The following is a 12,776-nucleotide window of genomic DNA, read 5'->3' on the forward strand; positions in this document are numbered from 1 at the left end:
CAAATTTTTCGGGAGAACCCGCGATGGCATCGTATCTGCATGGCGTTCACGAACCCGGTCAGGCGCACGTCCTTGACGACGAACCGGTGCAGCAAGGTCACGACGCGGGTGCGAGCGGCAAGCCGCCGAGCCCGATCGACATCCAGAAGGCGCTGAAGGGGATGGCTTACCCGGCCGGCAAGGCGGACCTCGTGCGGTGCGCGGAGCACGCATGCGCGAGCCGCGACGTGCTCGACCTGCTCATGCGCATGCCCGAGCGGGAATACGGCACGCCGGCGGCGGTGTCGAAAGAGCTGGGCCGGCTGCCGACGCCGCGCAAGGAATGACAAGGAGGTAGGGATGAGAGCGAGTATCTGGACGATCGCGGCGTGTGCCGCCGGCGCGTTGCTCGCGCCGGCCGTCACGCCCGCGCAAACGTCGGGCGCGGCGCCCGCGTCGCCGGTGTTGGGTACCCATGCAACGCCCGACGTGATCCGGCCCGCGTCCGGGCCTGACGACGCGCAGATCACGAAACGCCCGCAGGGCGTCGACGCGGAATTCGTCGACAGCGCGGGGCAGGCCGGCAAGCGCCAGGTGCAGGCGAGCCAGCTCGCGCTCGAGAAAGCCGCGTCGCCGGACGTGCGCGCGTTCGCGAAGCGGATGGTCGACGATTACGGCGCGTTGAACGCACGGCTGCGCGGGCTCGGCGCGCGCAAGGGCCTGCCGGTGCAGACCGTGCAGATCGTCGATCCGGACGTCGAGGCGTTGCGCGGCCGCAGCGGCCCGGCGTTCGACGCCGCGTATGTCGCGGTGGCCGGGCCGGACGCGCATCGCCACGCGATCCGCCTGTTCGGGGACGAAGTGCACAACGGCCGCGACCCCGATCTGCGCGCGTTCGCGAGCGCGGCGCTGCCGACCCTCAGGCGCCACCTGGCGGCGGCGCAGGTGCTCGTGCACAAGGTCGGCGCGCGCTGACGCGCACGACGACACAGGAGTCTTTCGGAATGAATATTCAACGTAGCGACGACGACGTGCTGCTGTGGCGCTCGCCCGGCAGCGTGCCGGCGCGACCGCGCCGCGTGCTGGTGGCCGACGACTATCGCGATGCGGCGGACGCGCTGCGCCTGCTGCTCGAGGCCCGCGGCTTCGCATGCCGGGTCGTCGACGATCCGTTCGCGGTCTGCGACGTCGCGCGCGACTGGCAGCCGTTCGCGGTCGTGCTCGACATCGCGATGCCGGGGCTCAGCGGCCTGCAGATCGCGCAACGGCTGCGCGACGATCCGCGCACGGCCGACATGCTGCTCGTCGCGTGCAGCGCGTTCGCGTCGACGCGTGACCGCGAGCGCGCGAAGGAAGCGGGTTTCGACGCGCATTGCGCGAAGCCGCTGACGCCGTACCGGCTGCTGAACTATCTCGAAGCGGCGAGCAGGAACGGTGCGCCGCCCGCGGCGGACACGGGCAGCGAACGTAGAACGTAGCGGCCCGTGCGGCTCAGCGCGGACCCGCGTCGCGCTCCGGCCGGTCCGGCGAGGCTTCGTGCGGCGGCGCATCCTGCTCCGAGTCGTAGTCGTCGTCGCAGCTCCACCAGAGCGTGCCGCTGCCGTCGTAGCGCGCCGCGCCGACCCATTGCGGGTCCGCGATGACCGGCCAGTGATCCTTGTCGAACCCCGGCGCGTTGCGAATCCGCTCGGACGACGCCCACAGCCGGAAGCAGCGGCGCTCGGTGTCGAGCGTGAGCGCATCCCACGGAATCGCGAGCAGCCTGTCGCCGATGCCGAACAGGCCGCCGGTCGACAGCACCGCGTAGGCGACGCGGCCCGAGTCCACGTCGAGCATGATTTCCTTGATCCGGCCGACGTCCTGGCCGTCGGCCGTGACGACCCGGTCGCCTTCCAGCGTGCCGGCGCCCATCACGTCCGGGCCGGGGCCGCGCGCCGTCTCGCGATCCTTGCGGATGATGCGGGTCGGGCCTTCGTCGGGGTTGTGCATGGGGTTGTACATGTCATGTGCTCCTGTCGGGGCGCGCACGCGGCCCGTGGCGGGCTGCGTGTCGCACGAGTGGATGTCCGGGCCTGCGCGCGCTTACGTCCGCTTCGGCTGCGATACGCGCTCGAGCGTGTTCACGAGTTCGTCGCGCGACGTGTCGGCGGCGCGTGTCGCGATGTCGCCGAGCGACAGCATGCCGACGAGCCGCCGGTCGTGATCGACGACCGGAATGCGGTGCAGCTGCGCGTCGGCCATGTAGCGCTGGATCTCGTCCAGCGAGTCGTCGTCGAAGCACCATTCGATCGGCCCCGACGCGACCTCGCGCACCCGCGTTTCGGGCGGCTTGCCCGCGGAGACCGCGCGCACCGCGAGATCGCGGTCCGTCAGCATGCCCACCAGGCGGTTGTGGTCGCACACCGGCAGCGCGCCGATGTCGTAACGCGCCATCAGTTGCGCGGCGTGGCGGATGGTGTCGGTCGGCGCAACGCGCACGACGTCCTTCGACATGATTTCGTTGACGCGATGCATGAGCGGTTCTCCTGGCTGGCTTGCGCAATGCGCAAGGCGTTCGTTGCGGCATGCGGCCACGGTCGCGCCGCGTGCGCCGAGCGGGCGGGGTGGGCCTACAGGCCGCCGTGCGGAAAGCCGATCGCGGCGATCAGGCCCATGACCAGCGCACATTCGACCGCGGCGAGCGCGGTCACGGCGAGCGCGTCGTGTACGGCGCGCCATCTCTTCGGGTTGCGATGCATGTTTTTCTCCTGGCGAATGAGCGCGCGATCATCGGTGGAACGCGCGCGCCGGATGGATTCATGCGGACCTTGCCGCAAGCTGCGTTCCCGCGCCGCCCGGGCACACGGCTTGCCGCACGGGTGCAGGCCCGCCGCGACGCTGCGCGCGCCGGCGGCGCAACAACGAGGAGGGGGTGATGACATTGCGGAAGCGGGCGCCCGAGGTGCACTTCGAGGTCAACGTATGCGGCGGCGGTTTCGACGTAGTCGGCAACCGCTTTCTCGCGTGGAAGGAGGAGCCGCTGATTTCGCGGCCCGACCGTCTGATGTTCGAGGGCAAGACCGACGTCCGGCGGCTGAACGACCGGACCTTCGACAGCACCGAGGTGGCGCGTCGCGCGCTGGAGCGTGCCAGCCGGCCGCAGGACGATTTCGCGCTCGCGGCGCCCGTGAATGAAGAGGGCCGCGCGTTCTGGATCGTGCTGGCGGCCTACGAGGCATGAACCGGCGGTGCGGCGTGAAAGATTTGCAGCGGCGCATGTAGCGATTTCAATCGCGGGCGGCGCGCGGCATCCGGCGCGCGTCCGCGGGGCGGCACGCGGATTGCGGATTGCGGCATGCCCGTCACGACCGGAGGACGCATGGAATTTCGATACCTGACATCGCTGCACCGGCCCGAACCGCCGATGCCCGATGTCGATCCGGACCCGGACCCCGAACTGCCGGATCCCGACGACGACCCGCCGCCCGATGAGCCGGAGCCGTACCGGTATCCGGAGGGCGATCCGCCGCACCGCCGGCCGCCGCTGCATGCGCCGCCCGCGGGCGCGGCGGCGCGGCAGGCACGCACGCGATGAGCATTCGCGTCGTGCCCGGCCTCAAGCGCGAGATCGCGGAAACGCTCGGCCGGTACTTCGAGGCGCGCGGCGTGCCGTTCCATATCGAGGAGCGGCCCGCCGGCGTGCTGCATGTCGGTTTCGAGGCCGACGGCCATCCCGCGGCCGTGACCGTGACGTTCGACGAGGACGCGTTCGCCGCGTTCGAGCAGTGGGACATCGAACAGAAGCGGCGGGCGCTGCTGCGCCTCGCGGTCGAGTTTGCCGAGCTGATGGCGCGGCGCAGCCCGACCGCGTGTGCGGGGGATTTTCACGTCAACCGGTTCTAGTGTTCTGTCCCAGAAATAACTTTACATTTGATTGTGTTGCTCTATGATCAAGCGAAATTGAGTGGAGGCGATCATGGCGCGCAAGAGAATCGAGGTGGCGGTCTCAGAACTGGAGCGGGAGCAATTGCTGTCGATGAGCCGCTCGCGTTCGCTGCCTCATTCGCTGGTGCGCCGAGCAAAGATTGTCTTGATGGCAGCGGAAGGTCATACGAACCAGGAAATCGCGGTGCAATGTGAAGTAACGTCCCCTGCGATCACGCACTGGAAGAAGCGGTTTGTCGCGCATGGGCTTGCCGGTCTGCATGACGAAGCACGCCCGGGGCGACCGCGCGCACATGACGATGAAGCCGTGGCGGAGTTGCTGGCGAAGGTGCTGCATGAGAAGTCGGACGGGGCAACGCACTGGAGTGTGCGTTCTGCTGCTGCGCAAACGGGTATTTCGAAGAGCTCGGTGGCTCGGTATCTGTCGCTGTTCGGTGTGCAACCTCATCGCTCGAAGAGCTTCAAGCTTTCGACTGATCCGTACTTCGTCGAGAAGGTGCGCGATATTGTCGGGCTGTATCTGAGCCCGCCGACCAACGCCTTGGTGCTGTGTGTCGACGAGAAGAGCCAGTGCCAGGCGCTCGAGCGTACGCAGCCGGTGTTGCCGATGGGGCTGGGCTACCTCGAAGGTGTTACGCATGACTATATACGGCATGGCACGACAACCTTGTTTGCTGCGCTCAATGCGGCAACGGGCGAGGTCATCGCGCAATGCAAGTCGCGTCATCGACATCAGGAGTTCCTGGCGTTTCTGAATCACATTGACCAGGCGGTCCCGGAAGATCTTGACGTGCATCTGATCGTCGATAACTACGCAACGCACAAGCACCCGAAGGTCAAGGCATGGCTGGCGAAGCGCCCGCGTTATCACATGCACTTCACGCCGACGTATTCGAGTTGGCTCAATCAGGTGGAGCGCTGGTTTGGCCTGATCACGCAGCAGGCTATCCGGCGTGGCTCTTTCAAAAATGTGCGCCAGCTGATTGCCAGCATCGAGCGCTATGTTGAGCAGTACAACCAGCACAAACGTCCGTTCGTCTGGACGGCAACCGCCGATTCCATCCTTCAGAAAGTGGCTCGGCTATGCAAAGTTATTTCTGGGACGGAACACTAGCGGGTGCCGAACGGCGGGCCCGCGGGCCGTCATTTTTCAGGAGAATTTCGATGAAACCGAACTCCGCGCCGACACAGGCCGCGCGCCCGGCCGGCACGCCGGAGCCGCTGTCGCCGGAAGCCGTCGCCGCGAAGACGCCGACCGGGTGCCGCCGATCGACGTCGACGCCCGCACGAGCGACAGCGGCGATCCGGTGCGGCGAGCCGCGAGCCGGATCGTCACGCTGGACAACGCGAACATGGCGGCGACCGACAACACCGTCGACGTCGACGGCAAGGGCATGGAGGCGCGCCAGGGCGCGTCGAAGTGGCAGGACAACGTGATCTATTCGAACGCGTCGCTCGACGACAGCGTCGACACGCCCGATGAGGGGCTCGGCGGGTTCGAGAGCCGCCCGGAAGGCAGCCTGCCGCAGATCGCGCCGCGCGACGGCTGGCGGGTTCGCCACGTCGGCGTCGTCGAGATCGAGCACGGCGACGGCACGCGCGTGGAGCACGTGATTCGACTCGAGCGGGTCGACTGACGCGCGCCGCGCCGCATGACATCCTGACATCCGGTTGAAATGCTTGCATGGGTCCGGCTCACGCGCGAGGCGTGCGCGTGAGCCGGATCAGGTCGGCGCGTGAATGAACCACGAACGCGAACAACGAACGCGCGAACCGGCGCTTCCCGTCAGATCGGCAACTGCGGCACCGTCACCGACGTGCCGGCCGGATCAAGCGACAGCTCGGTGCCGGGCGTCGGCCGCAGCGTCGCCTCGTTGTCGCTCGACAGCACCACGAGCCCGAGCCGATGGCCCGCTTCGAGCCGGTAGTCGCGCGGCATGAAGGTCAGGCGCAGGTCGTACGGCATGCCGGGCAGGACCGGCTCCGAGAACCAGCTCGACACGCGGTTGCGCGGATCGGTCCACGCGCGGGTGACGATCGTCGCGCTACCGTCCGGCGCACGGTCGACCAGCAGCGCGGTCACGTTCGCCACCGCCGAGAACGTCAGCCGCACGCGCGCGGTCGCGGTGCCCGAGAGCCGCGTCGCACTCGCGAACGGCGCCGTCTCGAAGCGGGAGCGATGCTCGCCGGTCGTCGCGTTTGCCAGCGTGAGGGCGGGGACACGCGCATCGTCGGTGAACTTCACGAGCGGACCGCCGCTCGGCGTGCTCAGCAACGTGCCGGTGCCCGCGCCGTCGCCGCCCGCGAAATACGCGACGCTCGCCGCGCCGCGCGCGGGCCAGCTCGCATCCTTCAGCAGCGTGCCGTCCGCCTGCTCGATCACCGCGCCCGGATCGCGCTCGACGCCGTTGTCGTAGCCGAGCAGGTAGCGCGTGAACCAGCGGTTCACCTGCGCCGTCCACGCGTCGGCCATCGCCGGCACGCGGGTCGGATCGGTGTGCTTCAGGCGGTGCAGCCACAACTGCGCCGGCACGCCCTGGCGCCGCATCGCGAGATACCACGAGGTCGACTGGTCGACCCTGACGTTGTCGTCGGTCAGCCCCTGCGCGACGAGCGCGGGCGCGACCGCGAGCGCCGTCGGAATGTCGCGCGCCGCCCAGAACGCCGAATAGTCGCCCGAGGTGCGATCTTCCTTCTTCAGCGCGTCGTCGACGAGGTGCGTGCAGCGCTCCGGATGCGGATTCGTCAGCAGCGCCTTGATGTAGACGTCGACGTCCTCGCCCTGGTAGCCGTCGGGCGCGCGCACGAGCCCGCCTGAGCGGTAGTAGCCGTACATGTTCGACAGGCCGGCGACCGGCACGATCGCGTCGAGGCCGCGCGTGCGCAGGCTCGCGACCATCTTCGGCAGCGTGCCGTCGTACGACACGCCGTACATGCCGACGTGGCCCGTCGACCAGCTCGCGACGACCGGCTTGCCGCTCGCGTCCTTCGCGCTCGCGCCGCGGCCGAGCCAACGGATCACCGACGCCATCGCCACCGATTCGTCGCGCGTCAGGATCGTCGGGCAGCCGTCCGAGCCGGCGGTGCCGAGCGAATCCGCGTACACGACCGTGAAGCCGCGCTGCACGAAATATCCCTCGATCCACGAACGCCCCGCGGCGGCCGCTTCGACCTGCTGCAGGATCCGCGTCTGCGGTGCGGCGGCCATGATGCGCGCGGCGCCGGAAGCGGCGGGGTGCGGCGTGCCGTCGAGCTCGACGTCGACGTTGTGGTTCGGGCTGTCGGCGAGATTGTTGTAGTAGGGGCTTGCCAGCACGATCACCGGCGTGCGCGCGCCCGACGCGGTTTCGGTCGGCCGCACGACGCGCACGTGAATCCGGTCCTTCGCGCCGTCGCCGTCGGAGTCGACGGGCGTCTCGACCCACGCCTCCTCGTTGATCGTGGTGCCCGACAGCGACGGCTGCACCTGGCCGTTCCGGATCACGGGCCGGTAGCGGCCGCCCGACAGGTCGGCATACGGCACGCCGGACGGCGAGAAGCGCGCGGCGAGCGCCTTCGCGTCGGCCGCGGGCGCGGCGGCCCCCTCCTGTCGGCCCTGGGCGAGCGCGGATGCGCCCGGCACGCCTGCGCCGTCCTCGCCGCCGCACGCGGCGAGCGTCGCGGCGGCAACCAGCGCGGCCAGCCACGCGCGCCGCGGTTCGATTCGTTGAAATCGCATTGTTGTCCTCGTTCTTCTAGTTTTCGATGCTCATGTGGAAACGCGCGTCCCGGGCGGGACGGCGGGGTGCAGCACGGGCCGGCGGACGCTGCCGGCCGCAGCGCGTCGCGCGGCGTCGCCCGGACCAGTCCGGGCGCGTTCGCGACGCGTTGCTTCGGCGCCGCCGGCGCGACATCACCGGCGGCGCCGGAACAACCTGACGCGGGCGTTGCAGGCGACGGCGGCGTGCGCCGGTCGCCCGCAGCCGGTCGCCCGCAGCCGGTCGCGCTCGCTTACTTCGTCGCGGCGGCGACCGCGTTGCCGGCGTCGAGCAGCCCCGCGCCGCAGGTGCTCGTCGAGCAGTTCGAGCCGCTCGAGAACGGCCGCGCGCTCGACTGCAGCCGCTGCAGGACCTGCGCCGGCGTGAGCGCCGGATTGACCGCGAGCATCAGCGCGACGGTGCCCGCGACGTGCGGCGTCGCCATGCTGGTACCGTTGTAGCTCGCGTAGCTGTCCGCGGCCGGCGACGTCGTGCCGGCGTTGAGCGTCGACAGGATGCCGACGCCCGGCGCCGCGATCTTCACGGCCGGGCCGTAGTTGCTGAAGCTCGCGCGCACGCCGCTGCTGTTGACCGCGGCAACCGCGATCACGCCCTGGCAATTCGCGGGCTGGCTGTTCGCGACCGGGCCGCCGCTGTTGCCGGCCGCGACGACGACGTTCGCGCCGCGCGCCGTGATCGCGTTGATCGCGTTCTGGTACGTCGTGCTGCAGCTGCGGCTGTTGCCGCCGAGGCTCAGGTTCAGCACTTTCGCCGGCGTCGGGTTCGACGGCGCGCCCGGCACCGGCAGGCCGGCGGCCCAGCGCATGCCGTCGGCGATGTCGCTCACCGTCCCGCCGCACTTGCCGAGCACGCGCACCGGCTGCACCTTGCCGCTCCACGAGATGCCCGCGACGCCATTGCCGTTGTTCGTCACCGCGCCGATCGTGCCCGCGACGTGCGTGCCGTGCCACGAGCTGTTGCGCGCGCCGCAGCCGTAGAACGGGCCGTTCGGGTCGGCATCTTCCTGAGCAGTCACCCAGTCGCCCGGATCGGACGCGTTGTTGTCGCGGCCGTTGCCGTCGTTCGCGGTCGCCGGATCGGAGATGAAGTCGTAGCCGGGCACCAGGTTCGCGGCGAGATCCGCGTGCGGGCGATAGCCGGTGTCGATGACGCCGACGACGATGTTCGGGGAGCCGGTCGTGCGATCCCATGCCTTCGGCAGGTTCGCGCCGCCCGCCGGGCTGAAGTAGCCCCACTGCTCGCCGTAGCGCGTGTCGTTCGGCACGAGCAGCGGGTACATCCGCGCGTCCGGCTCCGCGTACTCGATCGCGCCGTCCGCCGCGAAATCGCGGGCGAGCCCTTCGGCCTCGGCGAGCGACACGCGACGCTGCAGCGACAGCACCGTCGCGCCGCCCGACATGTCGCGCTTGATGCGGATGCCGGCGGCCGGGTCGGCCGGGTTGCCGGGCGCCGAGGCGGCGGCCGCACCGAACGCCTTGCCCGCTGCGCGCGCGCGGCGGGCCGCGAGCACGCGATCGATGGCCGCCTGGACGTCCGCGTGCTCGGCGGTCGCGGCCGAAGCGGCGGACGTAGCGGACAGCGTCTTGGCGGCGCGCATCTTGACGATCAGCTGGTTCACCGCGTCGGCCGGCCCGGGCACGGGCGCAGCCGCGGTTTGCGCGTGTGCGGCGCAAGCGAAGCCGGCCAGCGCGGCACCGAGGACGGTCGCCTTAAACGAAGCAGTACGAATCAATTTGGACATGCCGATACTCCCCCGACAGGATTGAACGGAATGAATCGATGCTGCTCGTCTTGTTGCTGTCTTGTTTCTGCTTGCTTCGCTGCGCTGCCGGCAGGAATCGGATTCGCGTCATGGGAGCCGGGTGAAGCGGCGATCCTTGTTCACGCTGGGCCGCGCCGTTTCTTTCCGGAAGCTTGCGCAGAAATTAGCTCATTGAAATGCTTGCGTCAAACATTTTTAATTTAAATCAAAAAAAGTTTGATTCTTTCGCAATCTGGAACGCAGACAGCCGGACTCGCCGGTGCGGAACGGTGATCGTTTAACCATTGGAAACAATCTGTTCACTTTAGGGGGCATGATCTTCGGTGAATGAGCAGGCATACTTGCGGAAATGATGTGAAATGCCGTTGATCCGGCGCATAACCGCTTCCCATGACGACTCCTGTCCCTTTCCGATCCCTGCGCTGGCTGCCGCTCGTGGCCGCGGCCTGCCTGCTTGCGGCCTGCTCGACCACGTCCGATGTCGCGGCGACGTCGAATCCGAACGTGTTCACCGTGTCCACGCACACGGTCGGCGTGTCGACCAACTGGGCGACCGCGCACGAGAACGCGGTCAACGAGGCGATGAACTTCTGCTCGCAGCGCGGGATGCGCGCCAGCATGAAACAGGAGTCGCTGAGCGCCGGCCGCGGCGTGAGCGGCCGCTCCGAACTCGCGTTCGAGTGCCACCCGACCTTCGAGACCATGGCGGGCCCGCGCGGCTGAGCGATTCCGGCGAGACGCGACGGCGGGGCGGCGGGGCGGCACATGACGCCGCGCCGCCGCCGTCAGGTTTGCGCGCCGCCGGCTCGGCGCCGCCGTCCCGCCGTCACGCGGCCTGCGCCTGCGCCTCGTACAGCTTCACGCACGCGGAGAAGTCGAGTCCGCCGAGCCCCTGCTGGCTCATCGACTGATAGAGCTGCTGCGCGAGCGCGCCCATCCACACCGGCTGGCGCGCCTGCCGCGCCGCTTCGGTCGCGAGCCCGAGGTCCTTCAGCATCAGGTTCGCGGCGAACCCGCCGCTGTAGCCGCGCGCGGCGGGCGCCGCGGGCAGCACGCCCGGGTACGGGTTGCAGCTGTCCGAGCTCCAGCAGCGGCCGGTCGACGTGTTGATGATGCCGGCCAGCACCGCGGGCTCGATCCCGAGCGCCGCGCCGAGCGCCATCGCCTCCGACACGCCCATCATCGAGATGCCGAGCAGCAGGTTGTTGCAGATCTTCGCGATCTGGCCGGTGCCGGTGCCGCCGCAGTGCACGACGTTCTTCCCCATGTCGAGCAGCACCGGGCGGACCTGCTCGAACAGCGCGGCGTGAGCGCCGACCATGAAGGTCAGCGTGCCGGCCTGCGCGCCCGCGGTGCCGCCGGACACGGGGGCGTCGGCGAGCGGATGGTTTTGCCGCGCGGCCGCGTCGGCAATCGCGCGCACCGTGCCGGGGTCGATCGTGCTGCAGTCGATCAGCGTCGCGCCGGCGCGCGCGCCCGCGAGCACGCCGTCGTCGCCGAGATAGACCTGCTGCACGTGTGTAGCGGCCGGCAGCATCGTGATCACGAGCGCGGCGCGCGCCGCCGCGTCGCGCGGCGAGCCGGCGGCCGTCGCGCCCGCGCGCACCGCGGCGTCGACCGCGTGCGCGTCGAGATCGAACACCGTCAGCGCGTGGCCGGCCTTGAGCAGGTTGGCGGCCATGGGGCCGCCCATGTTGCCGAGCCCGATGAATGCGATTTCCATGTTCCGGCTCCTCGCGTCAGCGCAGCGCGATCGTGGTGTTCACGCCGCCCGACGTCGCATCGTCGTCGAACCAGCGCGCGGTGACGGTCTTGGTCTGCGTGTAGAACTGCACGACCTGCTTGCCGTACGGGCCGAGATCGCCGAGCTTCGAGCCGCGCGAGCCCGTGAAGCTGAAGTAGGGCACCGGCACCGGGATCGGGATGTTGATGCCGACCTGGCCGACGTCGATTTCGCTCTGGAACTTGCGCGCGGCCGCGCCGCTCTGCGTGAACAGGCCGACGCCGTTGCCCATCGGGTTGCGGTTGACGAGCGCGATCGCGTCGTCGAGCGTGTCGGCTTCGAGCACGACCACCACCGGCCCGAAAATCTCTTCCTTGTAGATCGACATCTCGGTCGTCACGTTCGAGAAGAGCGTCGGGCCGACGAAATTGCCCTGCTCGTAGCCCGGCACCTTCACGCCGCGGCCGTCGAGCAGCAGCGTCGCGCCGGCCTTCACGCCTTCGTCGATCAGCCCGGTGATGCGCGCGAGCGCGGCCTTCGACACGACCGGGCCGACGTCGGTGCCGGCCTCGTGCCCCGCGCTGACCTTCAGCAGTTTCGCCTTCTCGACGAGCTCCGGCAGCCAGTCGCGCGCGGCGCCCACCAGCACGACCACCGACGTCGCCATGCAGCGCTGGCCGGCCGCGCCGAACCCGGCGCCGACGAGCGCGTTGATCGTCTGCTCGCGATGCGCATCGGGCAGCACGACCGCGTGGTTCTTCGCGCCCATCATCGACTGCACGCGCTTGCCGTGCTCGCTGCCGAGGTTGTACACGTGCGTGCCGACGCGCGTCGAGCCGACGAACGAGATCGCCTTCACGTCCGGATGCGTGCACAGCCGGTCGACCGCGACCTTGCCGCCGTGCACCACGTTCAGCACGCCAGGCGGCACGCCGGCCTCGATCGCGAGCTCGACGAGCTGCATCGTCGACAGCGGGTCCTGCTCCGACGGCTTCAGCACGAACGTGTTGCCGCACACGATCGCCATCGGGAACATCCACAGCGGGATCATCCCGGGGAAGTTGAACGGCGTGATGCCCGCGCACACGCCGATCGGCTGGCGCAGCGTGTAGGTATCGACGCCGCCCGCGACGTTCTCCGCGAACTCGCCGAGCTGCAGCGTGCCGATCGAGCACGCGTGCTCGACCACTTCGAGGCCGCGGAAGATGTCGCCCTGCGCGTCGGGCAGCGTCTTGCCCTGTTCGGCGGTCAGCGTCTTCGCGATGCGTTCGAGGTTGCGGCGCACGAGGTCCTGGAACTTCAGCATGATGCGCATGCGTGCGCCGATCGGCGTGGTCTTCCAGGTCTGGAACGCGCGCTGCGCGGACGCGATCGCGGCGTCGACCTCGTCGACGGTCGCATACGGCACGCGGCCGATCGTTTCCTGCGTCGCGGGGTTGACGATGTCGCCCCATTCGCGGGTGCGCGATTCGACGAACTGGCCGTCGATCAGCAGTTTGGCGGTGGGCAGCGCGACGGTGGCTTGAGGTACGGCGGCGTTCATGAACGATCTCCAAATGAAAAAGCGGCAATGCGAGGAAAGAAGGCGCCCGCGGCCGCCGCGCATGCGCGCCGGCCGGCAGGTCAACGA

At 69.4% G+C, this 12,776-nt stretch carries 15 protein-coding genes and 1 pseudogene; 9 read left to right on the forward strand and 7 right to left on the reverse strand.

What is annotated here, in order from left to right; genetic code table 11:
* Positions 1-23 precede the first annotated feature (23 nt).
* The 3 genes from HWX31_RS23890 to HWX31_RS23900 are packed head-to-tail and all read left to right on the forward strand — an operon-like array spanning position 24 to position 1,457.
* A complete protein-coding gene (locus HWX31_RS23890) occupies positions 24-326 on the forward strand; it encodes a DUF2795 domain-containing protein (RefSeq protein WP_174965258.1) in 303 nt (100 codons plus the stop codon).
* Positions 327-339: 13 nt separating this feature from the next.
* Positions 340-954, forward strand: a complete 615-nt coding sequence (locus HWX31_RS23895) for a DUF4142 domain-containing protein (RefSeq protein WP_174965259.1) — start codon at positions 340-342, stop codon at positions 952-954.
* 29 nt (positions 955-983) lie between these two features.
* Positions 984-1,457 (forward strand): response regulator, encoded by a 474-nt coding sequence (locus HWX31_RS23900; RefSeq protein ID WP_174965260.1) that lies wholly within the window; start codon positions 984-986, stop codon positions 1,455-1,457.
* A gap of 13 nt (positions 1,458-1,470) precedes the next feature.
* On the opposite strand, the gene HWX31_RS23905 is transcribed toward HWX31_RS23900, so the two are convergent.
* From HWX31_RS23905 to HWX31_RS35205, 3 genes are all read right to left on the reverse strand, one after another.
* Positions 1,471-1,968: a PRC-barrel domain-containing protein gene (locus tag HWX31_RS23905; RefSeq protein WP_174965278.1), complete on the reverse strand. Its 498-nt coding sequence runs from the start codon at positions 1,966-1,968 to the stop codon at positions 1,471-1,473.
* A 93-nt stretch (positions 1,969-2,061) separates the two neighbouring features.
* Positions 2,062-2,493, reverse strand: coding sequence for a CBS domain-containing protein (locus HWX31_RS23910; protein ID WP_059613859.1), 432 nt, complete (start codon positions 2,491-2,493; stop codon positions 2,062-2,064).
* Positions 2,494-2,588: 95 nt separating this feature from the next.
* The gene (locus tag HWX31_RS35205) at positions 2,589-2,717 is read right to left on the reverse strand and encodes a hypothetical protein (RefSeq protein ID WP_010096982.1); all 129 of its coding nucleotides are present in this window, start codon (positions 2,715-2,717) and stop codon (positions 2,589-2,591) included.
* Positions 2,718-2,893: 176 nt separating this feature from the next.
* Here HWX31_RS35205 and HWX31_RS23915 point away from each other — a divergent pair, with 176 nt between their 5' ends.
* The 5 genes and pseudogenes from HWX31_RS23915 to HWX31_RS23935 all read left to right on the forward strand — a co-directional run bounded on the left by HWX31_RS23915 (position 2,894) and on the right by HWX31_RS23935 (position 5,540).
* A complete protein-coding gene (locus HWX31_RS23915; RefSeq protein ID WP_059613944.1) occupies positions 2,894-3,199 on the forward strand; it encodes a hypothetical protein in 306 nt (101 codons plus the stop codon).
* Positions 3,200-3,313: 114 nt separating this feature from the next.
* Positions 3,314-3,553 carry a hypothetical protein gene (locus HWX31_RS23920; protein ID WP_174965261.1) on the forward strand — a complete coding sequence of 80 codons (240 nt, stop codon included), beginning with the start codon at positions 3,314-3,316 and terminating at the stop codon, positions 3,551-3,553.
* Positions 3,550-3,861, forward strand: a complete 312-nt coding sequence (locus HWX31_RS23925; RefSeq protein ID WP_174965262.1) for a hypothetical protein — start codon at positions 3,550-3,552, stop codon at positions 3,859-3,861. The genes HWX31_RS23920 and HWX31_RS23925 overlap by 4 nt, the downstream gene beginning before the upstream one ends.
* Positions 3,862-3,934: 73 nt before the next feature.
* Positions 3,935-5,017: an IS630 family transposase gene (locus HWX31_RS23930; protein ID WP_175933971.1), complete on the forward strand. Its 1,083-nt coding sequence runs from the start codon at positions 3,935-3,937 to the stop codon at positions 5,015-5,017.
* A 50-nt stretch (positions 5,018-5,067) separates the two neighbouring features.
* Positions 5,068-5,540 (forward strand): annotated as a pseudogene (locus HWX31_RS23935) (DUF3005 domain-containing protein).
* A gap of 149 nt (positions 5,541-5,689) precedes the next feature.
* Here the strand turns inward: HWX31_RS23935 and HWX31_RS23940 are convergent.
* Together HWX31_RS23940 and HWX31_RS23945 are read right to left on the reverse strand one after the other, a co-directional pair.
* Positions 5,690-7,621 (reverse strand): Xaa-Pro dipeptidyl-peptidase, encoded by a 1,932-nt coding sequence (locus HWX31_RS23940; protein WP_174965264.1) that lies wholly within the window; start codon positions 7,619-7,621, stop codon positions 5,690-5,692.
* 272 nt (positions 7,622-7,893) lie between these two features.
* Positions 7,894-9,402, reverse strand: coding sequence for a S8 family peptidase (locus HWX31_RS23945; RefSeq protein ID WP_174965265.1), 1,509 nt, complete (start codon positions 9,400-9,402; stop codon positions 7,894-7,896).
* 411 nt (positions 9,403-9,813) lie between these two features.
* On the opposite strand from HWX31_RS23945, the gene HWX31_RS23950 reads away from it, so the two are divergent.
* A complete protein-coding gene (locus HWX31_RS23950) occupies positions 9,814-10,146 on the forward strand; it encodes a hypothetical protein (RefSeq protein ID WP_174965266.1) in 333 nt (110 codons plus the stop codon).
* A 103-nt stretch (positions 10,147-10,249) separates the two neighbouring features.
* Here HWX31_RS23950 and mmsB read toward each other — a convergent pair whose 3' ends face one another.
* The gene (gene mmsB, locus HWX31_RS23955) at positions 10,250-11,146 is read right to left on the reverse strand and encodes a 3-hydroxyisobutyrate dehydrogenase (RefSeq protein ID WP_174965267.1); all 897 of its coding nucleotides are present in this window, start codon (positions 11,144-11,146) and stop codon (positions 10,250-10,252) included.
* Between the two features lie 16 nt (positions 11,147-11,162).
* Complete coding sequence (locus tag HWX31_RS23960) at positions 11,163-12,689, reverse strand: CoA-acylating methylmalonate-semialdehyde dehydrogenase (RefSeq protein ID WP_174965268.1); 1,527 nt, start codon at positions 12,687-12,689, stop codon at positions 11,163-11,165.
* Positions 12,690-12,776 lie beyond the last annotated feature (87 nt).

The organism is Burkholderia ubonensis, from assembly GCF_902833085.1.
Lineage (GTDB): Bacteria > Pseudomonadota > Gammaproteobacteria > Burkholderiales > Burkholderiaceae > Burkholderia > Burkholderia ubonensis.